General features: G+C 68.1%; 18 protein-coding genes. 8 read left to right on the top strand and 10 right to left on the bottom strand.

The genetic code is table 11. The features are described from left to right. Positions 1-40: 40 nt before the first annotated feature. Positions 41-1,237 carry an acyl-CoA dehydrogenase family protein gene (locus AB0M48_RS14655; protein ID WP_363840950.1) on the bottom strand — a complete coding sequence of 399 codons (1,197 nt, stop codon included), beginning with the start codon at positions 1,235-1,237 and terminating at the stop codon, positions 41-43. A gap of 203 nt (positions 1,238-1,440) precedes the next feature. On the opposite strand from AB0M48_RS14655, the gene AB0M48_RS14650 reads away from it, so the two are divergent. After that, the gene (locus AB0M48_RS14650) at positions 1,441-1,821 is read left to right on the top strand and encodes a DUF4190 domain-containing protein (RefSeq protein WP_363840948.1); all 381 of its coding nucleotides are present in this window, start codon (positions 1,441-1,443) and stop codon (positions 1,819-1,821) included. A gap of 9 nt (positions 1,822-1,830) precedes the next feature. On the opposite strand, the gene AB0M48_RS14645 is transcribed toward AB0M48_RS14650, so the two are convergent. Together AB0M48_RS14645 and AB0M48_RS14640 are read right to left on the bottom strand one after the other, a co-directional pair. Then, positions 1,831-2,007, bottom strand: coding sequence for a hypothetical protein (locus AB0M48_RS14645; protein ID WP_319988414.1), 177 nt, complete (start codon positions 2,005-2,007; stop codon positions 1,831-1,833). Positions 2,008-2,153: 146 nt separating this feature from the next. Continuing rightward, positions 2,154-3,113 carry a CoA ester lyase gene (locus tag AB0M48_RS14640; protein ID WP_363840944.1) on the bottom strand — a complete coding sequence of 320 codons (960 nt, stop codon included), beginning with the start codon at positions 3,111-3,113 and terminating at the stop codon, positions 2,154-2,156. 242 nt (positions 3,114-3,355) lie between these two features. On the opposite strand from AB0M48_RS14640, the gene AB0M48_RS14635 reads away from it, so the two are divergent. The 4 genes from AB0M48_RS14635 to AB0M48_RS14620 are packed head-to-tail and all read left to right on the top strand — an operon-like array spanning position 3,356 to position 6,270. Next, positions 3,356-3,694 carry a hypothetical protein gene (locus AB0M48_RS14635; protein ID WP_363840943.1) on the top strand — a complete coding sequence of 113 codons (339 nt, stop codon included), beginning with the start codon at positions 3,356-3,358 and terminating at the stop codon, positions 3,692-3,694. After that, positions 3,691-4,524, top strand: a complete 834-nt coding sequence (locus tag AB0M48_RS14630) for an aminoglycoside phosphotransferase family protein (protein ID WP_363840940.1) — start codon at positions 3,691-3,693, stop codon at positions 4,522-4,524. The genes AB0M48_RS14635 and AB0M48_RS14630 overlap by 4 nt, the downstream gene beginning before the upstream one ends. A gap of 14 nt (positions 4,525-4,538) precedes the next feature. Next, on the top strand, positions 4,539-5,792 hold the full coding sequence (locus AB0M48_RS14625; RefSeq protein ID WP_363840937.1) for a CBS domain-containing protein: 1,254 nt from the start codon (positions 4,539-4,541) through the stop codon (positions 5,790-5,792). Further along, the gene (locus AB0M48_RS14620) at positions 5,785-6,270 is read left to right on the top strand and encodes a DUF1003 domain-containing protein (protein ID WP_090065669.1); all 486 of its coding nucleotides are present in this window, start codon (positions 5,785-5,787) and stop codon (positions 6,268-6,270) included. Before AB0M48_RS14625 ends, AB0M48_RS14620 begins: the two co-directional genes overlap by 8 nt. 6 nt (positions 6,271-6,276) lie before the next feature. Here the strand turns inward: AB0M48_RS14620 and AB0M48_RS14615 are convergent, their stop codons facing one another. After that, positions 6,277-6,675, bottom strand: a complete 399-nt coding sequence (locus AB0M48_RS14615) for an NUDIX domain-containing protein (RefSeq protein WP_363840933.1) — start codon at positions 6,673-6,675, stop codon at positions 6,277-6,279. Positions 6,676-6,679: 4 nt separating this feature from the next. Then, a complete protein-coding gene (locus AB0M48_RS14610) occupies positions 6,680-7,147 on the bottom strand; it encodes a MarR family transcriptional regulator (protein WP_089909775.1) in 468 nt (155 codons plus the stop codon). Between the two features lie 103 nt (positions 7,148-7,250). On the opposite strand from AB0M48_RS14610, the gene AB0M48_RS14605 reads away from it, so the two are divergent. After that, positions 7,251-8,396, top strand: coding sequence for a P-loop NTPase (locus AB0M48_RS14605; protein ID WP_363840930.1), 1,146 nt, complete (start codon positions 7,251-7,253; stop codon positions 8,394-8,396). Between the two features lie 80 nt (positions 8,397-8,476). Here the strand turns inward: AB0M48_RS14605 and tatB are convergent, their stop codons facing one another. From tatB to sigE, 4 genes are all read right to left on the bottom strand, one after another. Next, on the bottom strand, positions 8,477-8,854 hold the full coding sequence (gene tatB / locus AB0M48_RS14600) for a Sec-independent protein translocase protein TatB (protein ID WP_363840927.1): 378 nt from the start codon (positions 8,852-8,854) through the stop codon (positions 8,477-8,479). A 17-nt stretch (positions 8,855-8,871) separates the two neighbouring features. Further along, on the bottom strand, positions 8,872-10,392 hold the full coding sequence (locus AB0M48_RS14595; protein WP_363840924.1) for a trypsin-like peptidase domain-containing protein: 1,521 nt from the start codon (positions 10,390-10,392) through the stop codon (positions 8,872-8,874). A 64-nt stretch (positions 10,393-10,456) separates the two neighbouring features. Next, entirely contained in the window at positions 10,457-10,990 is a 534-nt protein-coding gene (locus AB0M48_RS14590; protein ID WP_363840921.1) for a zf-HC2 domain-containing protein, read from the bottom strand. Further along, positions 10,987-11,568, bottom strand: a complete 582-nt coding sequence (gene sigE / locus AB0M48_RS14585; protein WP_082374044.1) for an RNA polymerase sigma factor SigE — start codon at positions 11,566-11,568, stop codon at positions 10,987-10,989. Before sigE ends, AB0M48_RS14590 begins: the two co-directional genes overlap by 4 nt. 219 nt (positions 11,569-11,787) lie before the next feature. Here sigE and AB0M48_RS14580 point away from each other — a divergent pair, with 219 nt between their 5' ends. Then, positions 11,788-12,420: an O-methyltransferase gene (locus tag AB0M48_RS14580; protein ID WP_363840917.1), complete on the top strand. Its 633-nt coding sequence runs from the start codon at positions 11,788-11,790 to the stop codon at positions 12,418-12,420. Positions 12,421-12,911: 491 nt separating this feature from the next. On the opposite strand, the gene glgC is transcribed toward AB0M48_RS14580, so the two are convergent. Beyond that, on the bottom strand, positions 12,912-14,126 hold the full coding sequence (glgC, locus tag AB0M48_RS14575; RefSeq protein ID WP_266040903.1) for a glucose-1-phosphate adenylyltransferase: 1,215 nt from the start codon (positions 14,124-14,126) through the stop codon (positions 12,912-12,914). Between the two features lie 88 nt (positions 14,127-14,214). Here glgC and glgA point away from each other — a divergent pair, with 88 nt between their 5' ends. Then, positions 14,215-15,366 carry a glycogen synthase gene (glgA, locus tag AB0M48_RS14570; RefSeq protein ID WP_363840913.1) on the top strand — a complete coding sequence of 384 codons (1,152 nt, stop codon included), beginning with the start codon at positions 14,215-14,217 and terminating at the stop codon, positions 15,364-15,366. The last annotated feature ends 175 nt before the right edge of the window (positions 15,367-15,541 follow it).

Below are 15,541 nucleotides of genomic sequence, written 5' to 3'. Positions count from 1 at the left end.
CCCGTGAAAGATCGGCCCCTAACGGGCGAACGTCAACGCCCTAACCGCGCGACTGGTAGTCGCGGAGCAGGCCGCGCGAGATGATCGTCTTCTGGATCTCCGACGTGCCCTCGCCGATCAGCAGGAACGGCGCCTCGCGCATCAGGCGCTCGATTTCGTATTCCTTCGAATAGCCGTAACCGCCGTGAATGCGGAACGACTCCTGCGTCACCTCGGCGCAGTACTCGGAGGCGATGAGCTTCGCCATGCCGGCCTCGACGTCGTTGCGCTGACCCGAGTCCTTGAGGCGCGCGGCGTTGACCATCATCAGGTGCGCGGCCTCGACCTTGGTCGCCATCTCGGCGAGCTTGAACGCGATGGCCTGGTGCTCGGCGATGGCCTTGCCGAACGTCTTGCGCTGCTGGGAGTACTCGATCGCGAGCTCGAAGGCGCGGATCGCGATGCCGCACGCACGGGCGGCCACGTTCACGCGGCCCACCTCGACGCCGTCCATCATGTGGCGGAAGCCCTGGCCGGTGACGCCGCCCAGCACCTGGTCCGCGGCGATCTCGAAGCCGTCGAACACCATCTCGGTGGTGTCGACGCCCTTGTAGCCCATCTTGTCGATCTTGCCGGGGATGGTGAGGCCCGGCAGGACCTCGCCGTAGCCCTCGGGCTTCTCGACCAGGAACGTCGTGAGGTTCTGGTGCGGCTTCTCGGCGCCCTCGTCGGTCTTCACCAGCACGGCGGTGAGGTTGGACGTGCCACCGTTCGTCAGCCACATCTTCTGGCCGTTGATGGTGTAACCCGACTCGCCCTTGACCGCGCGGGTGCGGATCGCGGCGACGTCGGAGCCGAGTTCGGGCTCGGACATGGAGAACGACCCGCGCACCTCGCCCGCGGCCATGCGCGGCAGGTACTTCTCCTTCTGCTCGGGCGTCCCGTGCTGCTTGAGCATGTGCGCCACGATGAAGTGGGTGTTGATGACACCGGAGACGCTCATCCAGCCGCGCGCGATCTGCTCGACCACGAGCGCGTAGGTCAGCAGGGACTCGCCCAGGCCGCCGTACTCCTCGGGGATCGTCAGGCCGAAGAGGCCCATCTCCTTCATGCCCTCGACGATGTCGGTCGGGTACGTGTCGCCGTGCTCCAGCGTCTGGGCGTGCGGAATGATCTCCTTGTCCACGAACGTGCGGACGGTCGCGAGGATTTCTTCCTGGATGTCCGTGAGACCCGCGGTCTGGGCGAGGCGCGCCATCGCACTTCCCTTCCAACGCTTTGGTTACCGGCGAGTATGGACCGGTTAACGCCCGTTTGCGACCGGGGTGTGCTCTCCGCAACAACGCGGGCGCCCGCTGTACCGAAACAGCATCCCTGACAGGTGTATTCGCGTACCCGCACGCGACGATCTGAGAGGCAGGACCATAAGATCCCGCCTCACCACTTCTAGGGGGACCCGCAATGACCTACGACCCGTACAACCCGAAGCAGCCGGGAGACCCGTACGGCCAGCAGCAGCCGCCCTACGGCCAGCCCGGCCCGTACGGCCAGCAGCAGCCCTACGGCTACGGCTACCCGCCGCCCGTGCCGAAGCCGCAGCAGAACGCGATTCTCTCGCTGGTCCTGTCCTGCGTGGGTTTCGTGACGTGTGGCATCACGGCGATCGTCGGCGTCATCTTCGGCCACATCGCGATGGGAAAGATCAAGCGGGGCGAGGAGGAAGGGCACGGCATGGCCATGGCCGGCCTGATCGTGGGCTACTTCGTCATCGTCGGATGGGTGCTCTACTTCGCGTTCATCATCATCGCGATCATCGCGGCCGCGAACAGCAGCACCTACTAGCGGGAGAACTCAGCCCGCGAGGGCGATCTCCAGGGTGCCGCCGCAGTGGCGGCAGACGTCGGCGAACACGTGGACGTCGGCAGCGCATCCGGGGCAGCTGCGGAAGCTGCGCTCGAGCAGGTCGTCCTCGCGACGTTTGAAGAGTCGCAACCGTCTGCTCGTCTTGCCGTTACTCGAACGTGACATGCCCCAGAGCATGCCCCCACCCAGGGGCAAGATCGCAAACTTCGGTGACGGATTGTGCGCCACTTCACCCGTTTCGAATGCAACCTGTGACGGTCGAACACGTCCAGTGACATTCGGGGTGAAGTAGCGCACAATCCGTAACGGAATCAGTCCTCCGGCGGCGTCCACACGTTCGCGCGGGACATGCCCGCCGCACGGCCCTTGCCGGAGATCACCAACGCCATCTTGCGCGACGCCTCGTCGATCATCTCGTCGCCGAGCATCACCGCGCCGCGCTTGCCGCCCGCCTCGGACGTGTAGAACTCGTACGCGTCGAGGATGTTCTCGGCGTGGTCGTAGTCGTCCTGCTTCGGGCTGAAGACCTCGTTGGCCGCGTCGATCTGGCCGGGGTGCAGCACCCACTTGCCGTCGAAGCCCAGCGCCGCGGACCGGCCGGCGACGCGCTTGTAGCCCTCGACGTCGCGAATCTGCAGGTAGGGACCGTCGATGGCCTGCTTGTCGTGGGCCCGTGCGGCCATCAGGATCCGCATCAGGATGTAGTGGTAGGCGTCACCGACGTCGTAGCCGGGCGGCTGCTCGCCGACGACCAGCGACTTCATGTTGATCGACGCCATGAAGTCCGCCGGGCCGAAGATGATCGTCTCGACGCGCGGGGACGCGGTGGCGATCGCGTTGACGTTGTTGAGGCCCAGGGCGTTCTCGATCTGGGCCTCGATGCCGATCTTGCCGACCTCGTAGCCCATCGTCTTCTCGATCTGGGTGAGCAGGAAGTCGAGCGCGACGACCTGCTCGGGCGTCTGGACCTTCGGCAGCATGATGCAGTCGAGGTTCGCGCCGGCGCCTTCGACGACCTCGGTGACGTCGCGGTAGGTCCACTCCGTCGTCCAGTCGTTGACGCGGACGACACGGGCCTTGTCGCCCCAGCCGCCCTCGTTGAGCGACGCGACGATGGTCTTGCGGGCATCGGGCTTGGCCAGCGGCGCGCAGGCGTCTTCCAGATCCAGGAACACCTGGTCCGCCGGCAGCGTGCGCGCCTTGTCGATCATCTTCTGGCTCGAGCCGGGGACCGCCAGACACGAGCGACGGGGACGCTGCTGGTCGACCACTGGAGTACCTCCTTGTACCGGCCGGTAACTATGAGCGCCACAGTGGCACGCATCATCTCCGGGCGCATATTCGCTGAGTCCCGTTTCACAAAGCGAGTTCGCGTCGGTCGTCCGGTCAACCGCTCACGGCGGATTCGGCGAAGCCCAATCCGCCGTGAGCGATTCGGCCGGACGACCGACTTCCCGGCGAACTCGCCGCCGTCTGCGGAGCAGCGGCCATCCAACACTGGCAGGCTGAACCGGTGGAGATCACTCGAGTACTTGACGCGGCGTTGCGGAAGGCCGCTGCCGTCTGGATCACCTCACCAGGCCACGGTCCCCGTCTCGTGCACGCGCATTGGCGTGCCGACGCGCTGTGGGTCATCACCGGCGGCACCGAGCAGGACGTGCCCGGTCTGGCCGATGGTGCGCAGGTCACGGTCACCGTCCGCTCCCCCAGCACGCACTCGCACCTCGTCGACGCCCAGGCCGTCGCGCACCTGACCGAGCCCGACGACGAGACGACGCAGGCCCTGCGTACCGCCCGGCTCAACACCAAGCCGGAGTGGGAAGCGGTGTACCGGCTGGAGTTCAGCGCATGATCACCGTTCCGGACGGCTTCGGCGAAGGCCTCGGCGACGGTGCGGACGAGTGGGTCGCGAAGCTGCCGAGACTCGCCACCAAGGCGTGCGCGCGCTGGCAACTCACCCCGGACGGCGCGCTGATGAACGGGTTCTGCGCCGTCGTGCTGCCGGTCCGCCAGGCCGACGGGCACCCCGCGGTGCTGAAACTGAGCTGGGTGGACGACGAGACCCAGCACGAACCGGTGGCGCTCCGGCTCTACGACGGCAACGGCGCGGTGCGGCTGCTGGACCACGACGCCGAGCTCGGCGCGTTGCTGCTGGAACGCCTTGACCAGCACTCACTCGACGACGAGCCGATCGACCTGGCGGTCGGGGTGATCGGCGAACTGCTGCGCCGCCATCGCGGAATCCAGGCGCCGGAAGGGATGCGGCGGGTCTCCGGCGCGTTGAGAGATCACCCGGCGATCCCCGCGAAGCTGCTCGACGCCGCCCGCGAGGCCGGTACCCGGCCGATGGGCACGACCCTGGTCAACGAGGACCTGCACTACGAGAACGTGCTGCGCGGCGACCGCGAGCCGTGGCTGGTGATCGACCCGAAGCCGCTGGCCGGTGATCCCGAGTACTGCATGATCCCGTTGCTGTGGAACAGGTATGACGAGCTGGACGGCCACCGCGGGCTCACCGACCGGTTCCTGGCGCTGTGCGACGCGGGCGAGCTGGACGTCGCGAAGGCGCGCGACTGGACGCTGCACCGGGCCGTCGCCAACTGGATCTGGTGCCTGGAAGAGGACGTGAAGGACATCGCAGTGATCTGCGCCCACATCGCCGGGTGGGCGGCCCGCGCCTGATCTAGCCTGGTGATGTGGTGGCTGTGAACCGGGTTTTCATCGCTCAGCTGGCCGGACTTCCCGTCTTCGGCCCCGATGGTGAACCGATAGGCAAGGCCCGTGACGTCGTGATCAGTCTCCGCATCGACCGGCAACCGCCGCGCGTGCTCGGCATGGTCGTCGAACTGGTGACGCGCCGGCGGATCTTCGTGCCGATGCTGCGCGTCACCTCGATCGAGCCGAACGCCGTGACGCTCGCGACCGGATCGGTGAACCTGCGGCCGTTCCACCAGCGCGTCAACGAGGTGCTGGTGATCGGCGAGCTGCTCGACGCCAAGATCACGGTCGAGGACGGCGCCACGGCCGTCGTCGTGGACGCCGCGATGGAGCTGACCCGCACCCGCGACTGGCGCATGGTCCGCGTCGCCGGCCGGGAGCGCACCGGCCGGTTCAGCCTCAAGGGCCCCGTGCAGGTGTGGCGGTGGGAGGACGTCGTCGGCCTGAGCGTGAACGAGATCGCGGGCCAGCCGCAGGGCGCGCAGCAGCTCGTCGCGGTCTTCGAGGGCATGCGAGCGGCGGACGTGGCTCACTCATTGCACGAACTGCCGGCCAAGCGCCGCCACGAGGTCGCGGACGCGCTCGACGACGAACGGCTCGCGGACGTCATCGAGGAACTGTCCGAAGAGGACCAGAAGGACATCCTGTCGCACCTGGACGAGGAACGCGCCGCGGACATCCTGGAGGCGATGAACCCGGACGACGCGGCGGACCTGCTGAGCGAACTGTCCGAGGGCACCAAGGACCGCCTGCTGGAACTGATGGAACCCGAGGAGTCCGAACCGGTCCGGCGGCTGCTGGAGTACTCGTTCGACACGGCCGGTGGTCTGATGACACCCGAGCCGATCATCCTCACCCCGGACGCCACGATCGCGGAAGCGTTGGCACGAGTGCGAAATCCCGACCTCACGCCCGCGCTGGCGTCGATGGTCTTCGTCTGCCGCTCCCCCTCCGCGACACCGACCGGCCGCTACCTGGGCTGCGTGCACATCCAGCGGCTGCTGCGCGAACCACCGTTCGACCTCGTCGCCGGAGTGCTCGACACGGACCTGACGTACCTGTCGCCGAACGCCTCGCTGAGCGACGTGACGCGCTACTTCGCGACCTACAACCTGGTGTGCGCCCCGGTGCTGGACGAGACCGAGCACCTGCTCGGCGCCGTCACCGTGGACGACGTGCTGGACCACCTGCTGCCGGACAACTGGCGCGAGACGGGACTGAGCCATGCCTGACCTGCCACCTCGGCGCAGACTCGACCAGCCACGCGGGCCGCGGGGCTTCCGGTTCTCGATCGACCCGGACACCTTCGGCCAGCTCTCCGAACGGCTCGCGCGTTTCCTCGGCACCGGCAAGTTCCTGTTCTGGCAGACGCTCCTCGTGATCGCGTGGATCACGCTCAACCTCGTCGCGGTGTCCCTGCGGTGGGACCCGTACCCGTTCATCCTGCTGAACCTGGCGTTCTCGACGCAGGCCGCCTACGCCGCGCCGCTGATCCTGCTCGCGCAGAACCGGCAGGACGACCGGGACCGGGTGTCGCTGGAGGAGGACAGGAAGCGGGCCGCGCAGACGAAGGCGGACACCGAGTACCTGGCGCGGGAGCTGGCGGCGGTGCGGCTGGCCCTGGGTGAGGTGGCGACGCGTGACTTCATCCGGGGTGAGCTGGAGAAGCTGGTGAAGGAGCAGAACAACCTCAAGAAGGTCCGTCCTTGATCCAGGTCACCCGCTGATCCGGCCGCTCGCGACCAAGTCGTCCAGGACCTCGTGAATAGCGGGAGCGGTCTCGGCGTGCTCGCGGTACTCGTCCCGCGTCACGTAGGTGAGTTCGGCGATCTCGCCCGCCGGCCGCGGTGTGCCGTTCAGGTCGGCCGTGAAGCAGGTCATGTCGACCATCGCGCCCTCACCCTCGCCGTAGGCCGGGGCGACGTAGCGCTTGAGCACCTGGGGACGCCCGGCTTCGACTCCGAGCTCTTCGTAGACCTCCCGCACCAGGGCGTCTTCGAGGGTCTCGCCGGGCTCGATCTTGCCGCCGGGCAGGTAGAAGGCCTTCTTGTTGCGTGAGCGCACAACGAGGAGGCGGCCAGCCTCGACGTGCACGAGTCCCACCACGGTGATCATGCGGTCACGGGAACACGTCGTCCGCGGCGAGGCGGTCGCACGTGCGGCCGAACGCCTCGAGCTCACCGGGGCCGAAGCTCTCCCCGAAGTGCTCGGCGACGCCGGCGAGGTGGGTTGCGGAGGCACTGCGGAGGCGTTCGGCGCCCAGCGGTGTGAGCACGGCCACGATGCCGCGTCCGTCACCGTCGGCGCGTTCCCGCCCGACAAGCCCGGCACGTTCCAAACGGTCCACCAGCCGGGTCACGCCAGACCGGGACAGCAGGACGGCATCGGCCAGTTCAGTCATGCGCATGCGCATGGAAGGCGTCTCGGCCAGTTGAACCAGCACGTCGTACGCCGCGAGCGATAGGCGCTGCTCAGCAATCAGTTCGGCCTCGAGGACCCTCGTGATCCGTGCATGCGCGCGGAGGAACGATCGCCACACCCCGAGCTCGACACGGGTGGGCAACCGGGAACTACCCGATTCCGGCACGGGCGTCGATGTTACGGACAGCGCACTCTCCACTACGACCTGGCCCTGTACTGGAAAGTGACCGGCCGGTAGGACCGGCACGAACCGGACGTAGCATGGATCGGTGACCACCACACAGCCCCTCCCCACCACCGAGGACGTCCGCAAGGCGCTCGCCGGTGTGCAGGACCCCGAGATCCGCCGCCCGATCACCGAGATCGGCATGGTCAAGGACGTCGAGGTCGGCGCGGACGGTGCCGTCGTGGTCGGCATCTTCCTCACCGTCGCGGGCTGCCCGATGCGCGACAAGATCACCAAGGACGTCACCGCGGCCGTCACGGCTCTGGACGGTGTCTCGTCCGTGCGCGTCGACCTGGACGTGATGAGCGACGCCCAGCGCACCGAGCTCCGCAAGACGCTGCGCGGCGGCGCCGAGGAGCCGGTCATCCCGTTCGCCCAGCCGGGCTCGCTGACGCGCGTGTACTGCGTCGCGTCCGGCAAGGGCGGCGTCGGCAAGTCGTCCGTGACCGTGAACCTCGCCGTGGCGATGGCCGCGCGCGGGCTGTCGGTCGGCATCGTCGACGCGGACATCTACGGCCACTCCATCCCGCGCATGCTCGGCGTCGAAGGCCGCCCCACCCAGGTCGAGAAGATGATCATGCCGCCGCAGTCGCACGGCGTGAAGGTCATCTCGATCGGCATGTTCACGCCGGGCAACACCCCGGTCGTGTGGCGCGGGCCGATGCTGCACCGCGCGTTGCAGCAGTTCCTGGCCGACGTGTTCTGGGGCGACCTGGACGTGCTGCTGATCGACCTGCCGCCCGGCACCGGCGACATCGCGATCTCCGTCGCCCAGCTCGTGCCGAACGCCGAGATCCTCGTCGTGACGACCCCGCAGCAGGCCGCCGCCGAGGTGGCCGAGCGCGCCGGGTCGATCGCCCTGCAGACCCGTCAGCGGCTGGCCGGGGTCATCGAGAACATGTCGTGGCTGGAGATGCCCGACGGTTCACGCATGGAGGTCTTCGGAACCGGTGGCGGCGAGGCCGTCGCCGAGTCGCTGACCAAGGCCATCGGGTCCGACGTGCCGTTGCTCGGTCAGGTGCCGCTGGACCCGCGGCTGCGGGAGAACGGTGACTCCGGGACGCCGATCGTGCAGGCGGTACCGGACTCGGCCGCCGCGAAGGTCCTGTCCGAGGTGGCGACGAAGCTCTCCGTCCGCTCCCGCGGCCTGGCCGGCCGCCTCCTGAACGTCTCCCCAGCCGGCCGCTGACCGCCCGCTTCGAACGCACGCGGGGCCCTTTCGTACTGCATGTCAGTACGAAAGGGCCCCGCGTGCGTTTCAGAACGAGGTCAGGTCGCGTCCGGGTCGTACGGCGGGCGCTCGCCCGGTGCGAGCGGGCGCTGTTCGGGCGCGGCCGGGGTCGACGGCGTCGGGTAGCCGTTCGACTTCGTGGTGGGCTCGGGGTCGTCGAAGAGGTGCTTCGTCACCGCGCGCTTCGGGTCGAAGTTGCGCAGTTCACGCAGGTCTTCGAGGGGCTTGCGGAGTGACTCGAACTCCGGGCCCATCTCCTGCTTCAGCTGTTCTCGCGCGCCGGTCGCGTACTCGCGGACCTGCCTCACCGTCTTGCCCAGCCAGGCCGCGGCCGAGGGCAGGCGTTCGGGGCCCAGGATGAAGAGACCCGCGATGACGATGATGAGGATCTCTACCCATCCGATGCTGTCGAACACGGGTCCCAGCCTACTTGTCAGTCGCTCTTGAGTGTCACGTCTAGTTTGAGCTCACGGCCCTGTCGTGCCAGCACGACCTGCACCGTTTGGCCGATCTCGTGCTCGCGGACCGCCACGACCAGTTCGGCGGCGTTGCGGACCATGCGGTTGCCCACCTTGGTGATGACGTCGCCCTCCTGGATGCCGGCGGCAGCCGCGGCACCTCCCGCGGGGACGTTCTGCACCTGGGCGCCTTCGGAGGTCTCGGCGGACACGGACTTCACGTTGATGTTCATGTCCGCGTGCTTGACCTGGCCGCTGCGGATCAGCTCCTGGCTGATCTTGCGGGCCTGGTTGCCGGAGATCGCGAAGCCGAGGCCGACGGAACCGCCGGTCTCGGTGCGAATCGACGAGTTGATGCCGATCAGGGCGCCGCGCGAGTCGACCAGCGCGCCGCCCGAGTTGCCCGGGTTGATGGCGGCGTCGGTCTGGATCGCGTCGTAGGTGACCTGGGGGCCGCCGTTCTCGCCCGCCGCCGTGACCGGGCGGTGCAGCGCGGAGACGATGCCCTCGGTGACGGTGTTGGACAGCTGCAACGGCGAGCCGATGGCGATGACGCTGTCGCCGACCTGGAGTTCGTCGGAGTTGCCGAACTGCAGGACGGTGGGGTTGGTGACCTCGACCTTGATGACGGCGAGGTCGGTCTTCGGATCGCGGCCGACCACGCGGGCCTGGGCGCGAGTGCCGTCGGTGAAGACGGCGCTGAGCTTGGCCGAGGAGTCCTGCGCGGCCGGGGCGACGACGTGGTCGTTGGTCAGGATGTAGCCGCCGGCGTCGACGACGACACCGGAGCCGACGCCCGCGACGTTCGCGCCCTTGAACTCGATCGAGACGACGCTGGGCGTCACGCGCTTGGCGATGTCCGAGATCGACCCCGCCGGGCGTTCCTTGCCCTCCGACACCTCGGCCAGCGTGACCGTCGAGTCGGTCAGGGGGTTGCCCGCCCGGCCGATCAGCCAGCCGACGAGGCCACCGACGGCACCGAGCACGAGCGCGACCGTGAGCAGCAGCGCCAGGGCCGTCGGCTTCACGCGGCGGCCGAAGAGGAGTTCCGGAACGCTCAGCTGGGGACCGGGCCCCGGCTTGCGCTCGGGTTCGCCCGGCGGGTCCTCGCCGACGGCGGGCGGGCCGATCACGGCACCGGAGGCCGGGTCGCGCCACGGGTCACCGGCGGGCTTGTCGCCCCAGAACACCGGATCGATGTCCGGATCCGGGTCGGACGTGGGCTGCGGCGGCCGCTGCAACAGCTCCTGCGAGCCCTGGCGGCCGAACGCCGTCACGAGGGACTCGGGAGGCGGTGGCGCGGACTGGAGCTGGGACACGGGCACGTCGCGCGAGGCGAACGCCCCGGCGACACCGTCCGGGCGGCCGAAGGCGGTGGCGTACGCGGGGTCGACCGGCGGCTGCACCAGGGGCCGTGGCCGGAGCCTGCGATGCGCTCCGTCGTCCACTCCGGAAACGGGTGTGGACGTCTGGCCGTTGGGCGACTGCTGGCTCATCTCTCCCCGAATTTTTGCTAGGAGTGCTGAACTACAGCGTGCCTGACGAGCAGTGAAATGACTGTCAGGGGGTGGTCGCGAAGACCGCGCCGGCGTTCTGCGGAGCGGGCACCGCGGGGGCGGGCGCGTCGTTCTCCGGCGTGGTGAACGCGAGTGCGCTCAGCAGCATGCCGCTGACGACGACCCCGGCACCCTGACGGGCACGACGGCCGCTGAACCAGCCGTTGCTGCCCAGCGGTCTGGACGACCCCAGCACGGGCCCAGCACCGAACGCGGGCTTGTCCGTGCGCTGCACCGCGACGAACTGACCGTCCTCGGTGATCGCGAGCCCGTCCGGAGCGGACGGCAGCTCTACCTCCTGAGGGATCGCACCGAGCCTGTCCAGCAGCGACGCCGACGCCGTGGGCGCCGAGGCAGTGCGCACGGCCGCGCGCGCCTGCTGCTGCGTGAAGGTCTCGAATGCGCAGAAGCCACAGCGCTGAACATGTGCGGACGCGCGCTCGTGCGCGGTCGAGGACAGTTCCCCGTCCACGAACGCGACCACGGCATCCGGCAAGAGATGCTGCTCAGGCAGGCCCCAACCTCGGAGGTCGGTCATGCAGAGTCCTCCAGCAACGATTCTTGACGACGGCGTTCGAGCGCGACCTTCAGAGCCTGGCGGCCCCGATGGATCCTGCTCCTCACGGTACCCATCTTCACCCCGAGCGTGGCGCCGATCTCCTCGTAGGAGAGACCTTCCACGTCACAGAGCACGACCGCGGCGCGGAACTCCGGCGGGAGCTCGTCCAGCGCGGCCTGCAGGTCGGGGTCGAGGTGGTTCTCGTCGTAGATTTCCTCAGGGGACAGGTCGTCACCCTCGAGGCGGTCGTTGTCCTCGGGCAGCGCCTCCATGCGCACGCGGCTACGCCGGCGAGCCATGTCGAGGAAGAGGTTGGTGGTGATGCGGTGCAGCCACCCCTCGAAGGTGCCCGGCTTGTACGACGCGAGGGAGCGGAAGACGCGGATGAACGTCTCCTGCGTCAGGTCCTCGGCGTCGTGCTGGTTGCCGGTCAGGCGGTACGCGAGCCGGTAGACCCTGTCCGCGTGTTCACGGACGATCGCGTCCCACGAGGGCGGCGTCCAGTCGGCCGTCTCGATGGGCGCGACGGCCTCCGGAGAACTCGACTGCGTGCGCATCAGGTGTTTCGGCACCTCCATGTGGGCCGCCCGGCGACCCTTATGCGGCTCAACGGGCGACGGGTCCGGCTTGTTCCCGACTAGAGCCTGGCTTCTTGCCTCTGTACCTTCTCCTGCTCCCTTTAAACGATCGTGAGAGTGGGCTGAGAGCACCCTGAGAATTTCGGTTCGGGCCACGTTCACCCGTTTTGGGCACAGTTGGCACTAACCTGCTAGACCGTGACCACGGAATCGGCCCTGCGGGAGTACGTCGAGCAGTACCTCCCCGAGGACGACGTGCACCTGGCAGCAAGAGCACGCGGCCAGGAACTGGGCTGCGTGCCCATCGGCGCGGGCGGAGGCGCCGCCCTGCGGTTCCTCGCGACCGCACTCCAGGCCCGCGCGGTGGTCGAGATCGGCACCGGAGCGGGCACCAGCGGCCTCTACCTCCTGGCGGGCATGCCCCAGTCCGGCATCCTGACCTCGATAGACGTGGCCTCCGACCACCAACGGGCAGCCCGAGAGGCCTACGCGGCAGCAGGCATCTCCCCGTCCCGCACTCGCCTGATCATGGGCAAGGCACTGGACGTCCTCCCCCGCCTGACCGACGCGGCGTACGACCTCGTCTTCGTGGACGCCTACAAGCCCGAGTACCCGCAGTACCTGGCACACGGCGTCCGCATGCTGCGCCCAGGGGGCGTGATCGCGTTCGACAACGTCCTCTGGCACGGCGCCGTCGTGGACCACACGAAGAGGGACGACTCGACCCAGGCGATGCGCGACATCGCGCGCCTCGTGAAGGAGGACGACCGCCTGGTGCCGGTGATCCTCCCGCTGGGCGACGGCCTACTGGTAGCAGCCCGCAGGCCCTAGCAGAACAGCCCGCGAAGCCGAAGGCGAGCCGCCCACCCTTAAGCGATGCCGCAGGCGAGCCGTCTCTCCATAAGGCAAGGGCGGTGGGGTCCCGTCACGAGTCGCGCCACAGCTCTTGCTGCATGCAGGTAGGGGTGTCAACTCGACACGCTTTTCGTCGAGTTGACACCCCTACCTGCATGTGGCCCGCTCTTGGTGCGGCTCGTGACGGGACCCCACCGCCAACGCAACCCTCAAAGCAACGCGCAGCCGCCCAACTCAACAGGCGTGCCATCCACCTACGGGCGGCGCCACCCCCGATCAGATTGCCGGGGGTCTGGGGGCAGAGCCCCCAGGAAACGCACGCAACGCGACCAGGCCGCCCGCAAGGTGACCCACCCGCCAGGTCGCGGCAGGCAAAGGCGACCACCCGCAAGGTGACCACGCTGACGCAGGCGTCCCCCCGATCCGGGACCCCCTACAACTCAACCTACTCAGAGGGTCCGACAAGATCAGTAAGCCCGAACACCCTTCCCCAGCACAGTCACCCCAGAAGCAGAAACCGTGTACCGCTCCCGATCCATAGGAGCGTCAACCCCGATCAATGCCCCATCAGGCACCACGACGTTCTTGTCCAAAATAGCCCGCCGGACCACAGCACCCTTGCCGATCCGAACCCCGGGCAACAACACGGACCCCTGCACGACAGACCCGACCTCGACGGTCACGTCGGACGAGATCACCGACCCGTGGATCTTCCCGGAGATGATCGACCCAGGCCCCACCATGGAGTCCTCAGCAGACCCACCGGCGATGAACTTGGCCGGAGGCATGGGAGGAGTGGCGGTCCGAATAGGCCACAACTGGTTGTACAGGTTGAAGATCGGATGGACCGAAACCAAGTCCATGTGCGCGTCGTAGTAGGCGTCGATGGTCCCGACGTCCCGCCAGTACCCGCGATCCCGGTCGGTGGCGCCGGGCACCTCGTTGTCCTGGAAGTCGTAGACGTGCGCCTTCCCCCGGTCCACCAGCATGGGGATGATGTCGCCACCCATGTCGTGGTCCGAGTCGGGGTTCAGCGCGTCCCCGCGCAGGGCGTCCAGCAACGCCTCGGTCGTGAAGACGTAGTTGCCCATCGACGCGAAGGTGACCTCGGGGTCGTCCGGCACGTGCGGCGGCTCGGACGGCTTCTCCAGGAACCGGGTGATCTTCCCCGACGCGTCGGAGTCGATGCATCCGAAGGCCTTGGCCTCGTTGCGGGGCACGCGGATGCCGGCGACGGTCACGGCCGCGCCCGACTCGACGTGCTGCGAGATCATCTGGCCGGGGTCCATCCGGTACACGTGGTCGGCTCCGAAGATGACCACGTGGTCGGGCTTCTCGTCGTGGACGAGGTTGAGCGACTGGAAGATCGCGTCGGCCGAGCCCGTGTACCAGCGGGGGCCCAGGCGTTGCTGGGCCGGGACCGGTGTCACGTACTGACCGAGCACATTGGACAGGCGCCACGTCGTCGAGATGTGGCGGTCCAGCGAGTGCGACTTGTACTGCGTCAGCACGCAGAGCTTCGCGAGCCCGGCGTTGACCAGGTTCGACAGCACGAAGTCGACCAGCCGGTAGTTGCCCCCGAAGGGCACAGCCGGTTTCGCGCGGTCGGCCGTCAGTGGCCACAGGCGCTTGCCTTCACCACCGGCAAGCACAATTCCGAGAACGTGCGGCTGCCCCTTCACGGTATGTGACCCTATCCGTGCGATCGTTCCCGAACCAGACGCAAAGCGGTTTGTCCCAACCGGTACCGCCGTGATCTACGGTGGGTGCGTGCGAGTAGCGCTGTTGACCCGGGAGTATCCGCCAGAGGTGTACGGCGGGGCTGGCGTGCACGTGGGATTCCTCGTGCCCCATCTCCGCGAACTCGTGGACGTCGACGTGCACTGCTTCGGTGCACCCCGATCGGACGCCACGGCCCACAACGCCCCGCACAGCCTGGAGCAGGCGAACGCGGCTCTCTCGACCCTCGCGGTGGACCTGGAGATGGCCTCGGCGATCTCCACGGCCACGCTGGTCCACTCGCACACGTGGTACGCCAACATGGGCGGTCATCTGGGCAAACTCCTGCACGGCATCCCGCACGTGGTGACGGCGCACTCGCTGGAACCGCGCCGGCCGTGGAAGGCCGAGCAGCTCGGCGGCGGGTACCGGATCTCCTCGTGGGCGGAGCGGACGGCGTACGAACACGCCGACGCGGTCATCGCCGTGAGCGAGGGCATGAGGGCCGACGTGCTCGACGCGTACCCCGCTCTCGACCCGGCGCGGGTGCACGTCGTCCGCAACGGAATCGACAGCAACGCGTACCACCCGGTCACCGAAACGGACGCCCTGACGACCCGTGGAATCGATCCCACGAAGCCGATCGTGGCCTTCGTGGGAAGGATCACCCGGCAAAAAGGTTTGAGCCACCTCGTGGCCGCCGCGCACCAGATCGACCCCGAAGCGCAGATCGTGTTGTGCGCGGGCGCACCGGACACGCCGGAGATCGCCGAGGAGATCAAGCAGGCGGTCAGCGAACTCTCGCGGACGCGGTCGGGCGTCTTCTGGATCCAGAAGATGTTGCAGCCGGCCGAGGTGCGGCAGATCCTGAGCCACGCGGCGGTGTTCGTGTGCCCGTCGGTCTACGAACCGCTGGGCATCGTGAACCTGGAAGCGATGGCGTGCGGCACCGCGGTCGTCGCGAGTGACGTCGGCGGCATCCCCGAGGTCGTCGTGCACGGCGAGACGGGCCTTCTCGTCCACTACGACGAGCACGATTTGTCGACATATCGACGCCAGCTCGCGGAATCGATCAACGAACTGATCACAGACCCCGAGCGCGCGAAGCGCTTCGGTGCCGCCGGGCGCACGCGGGCTGAGCAGGAGTTCTCGTGGTCCGCGATGGCGGAGCAAACCGTCGAGGTCTATCGCAGTGTGATTTGAGCCACACTCGACCGGGGCAACCCGGAAGAGTGAGGGCCGCCTTTAACCAGTAGTGACGTTTCGGTTTCAACTGGTGAGGGGCGCGAGGACTGTGCGTTGTGCGGTGCTGGGTCTGACGGTCCTCCTGGCAGTGACTGGATGTGCCACAGCTCCCGCCGCGCAACCGGGCGCGGTC

The organism is Lentzea sp. NPDC051208, from assembly GCF_040682435.1.
Classification (GTDB): Bacteria; Actinomycetota; Actinomycetes; order Mycobacteriales; family Pseudonocardiaceae; genus Lentzea; species Lentzea kristufekii.
The sequence above is the reverse complement of the archived record's forward strand: the minus strand, read 5'-3'. Positions and strand labels throughout refer to the sequence as shown.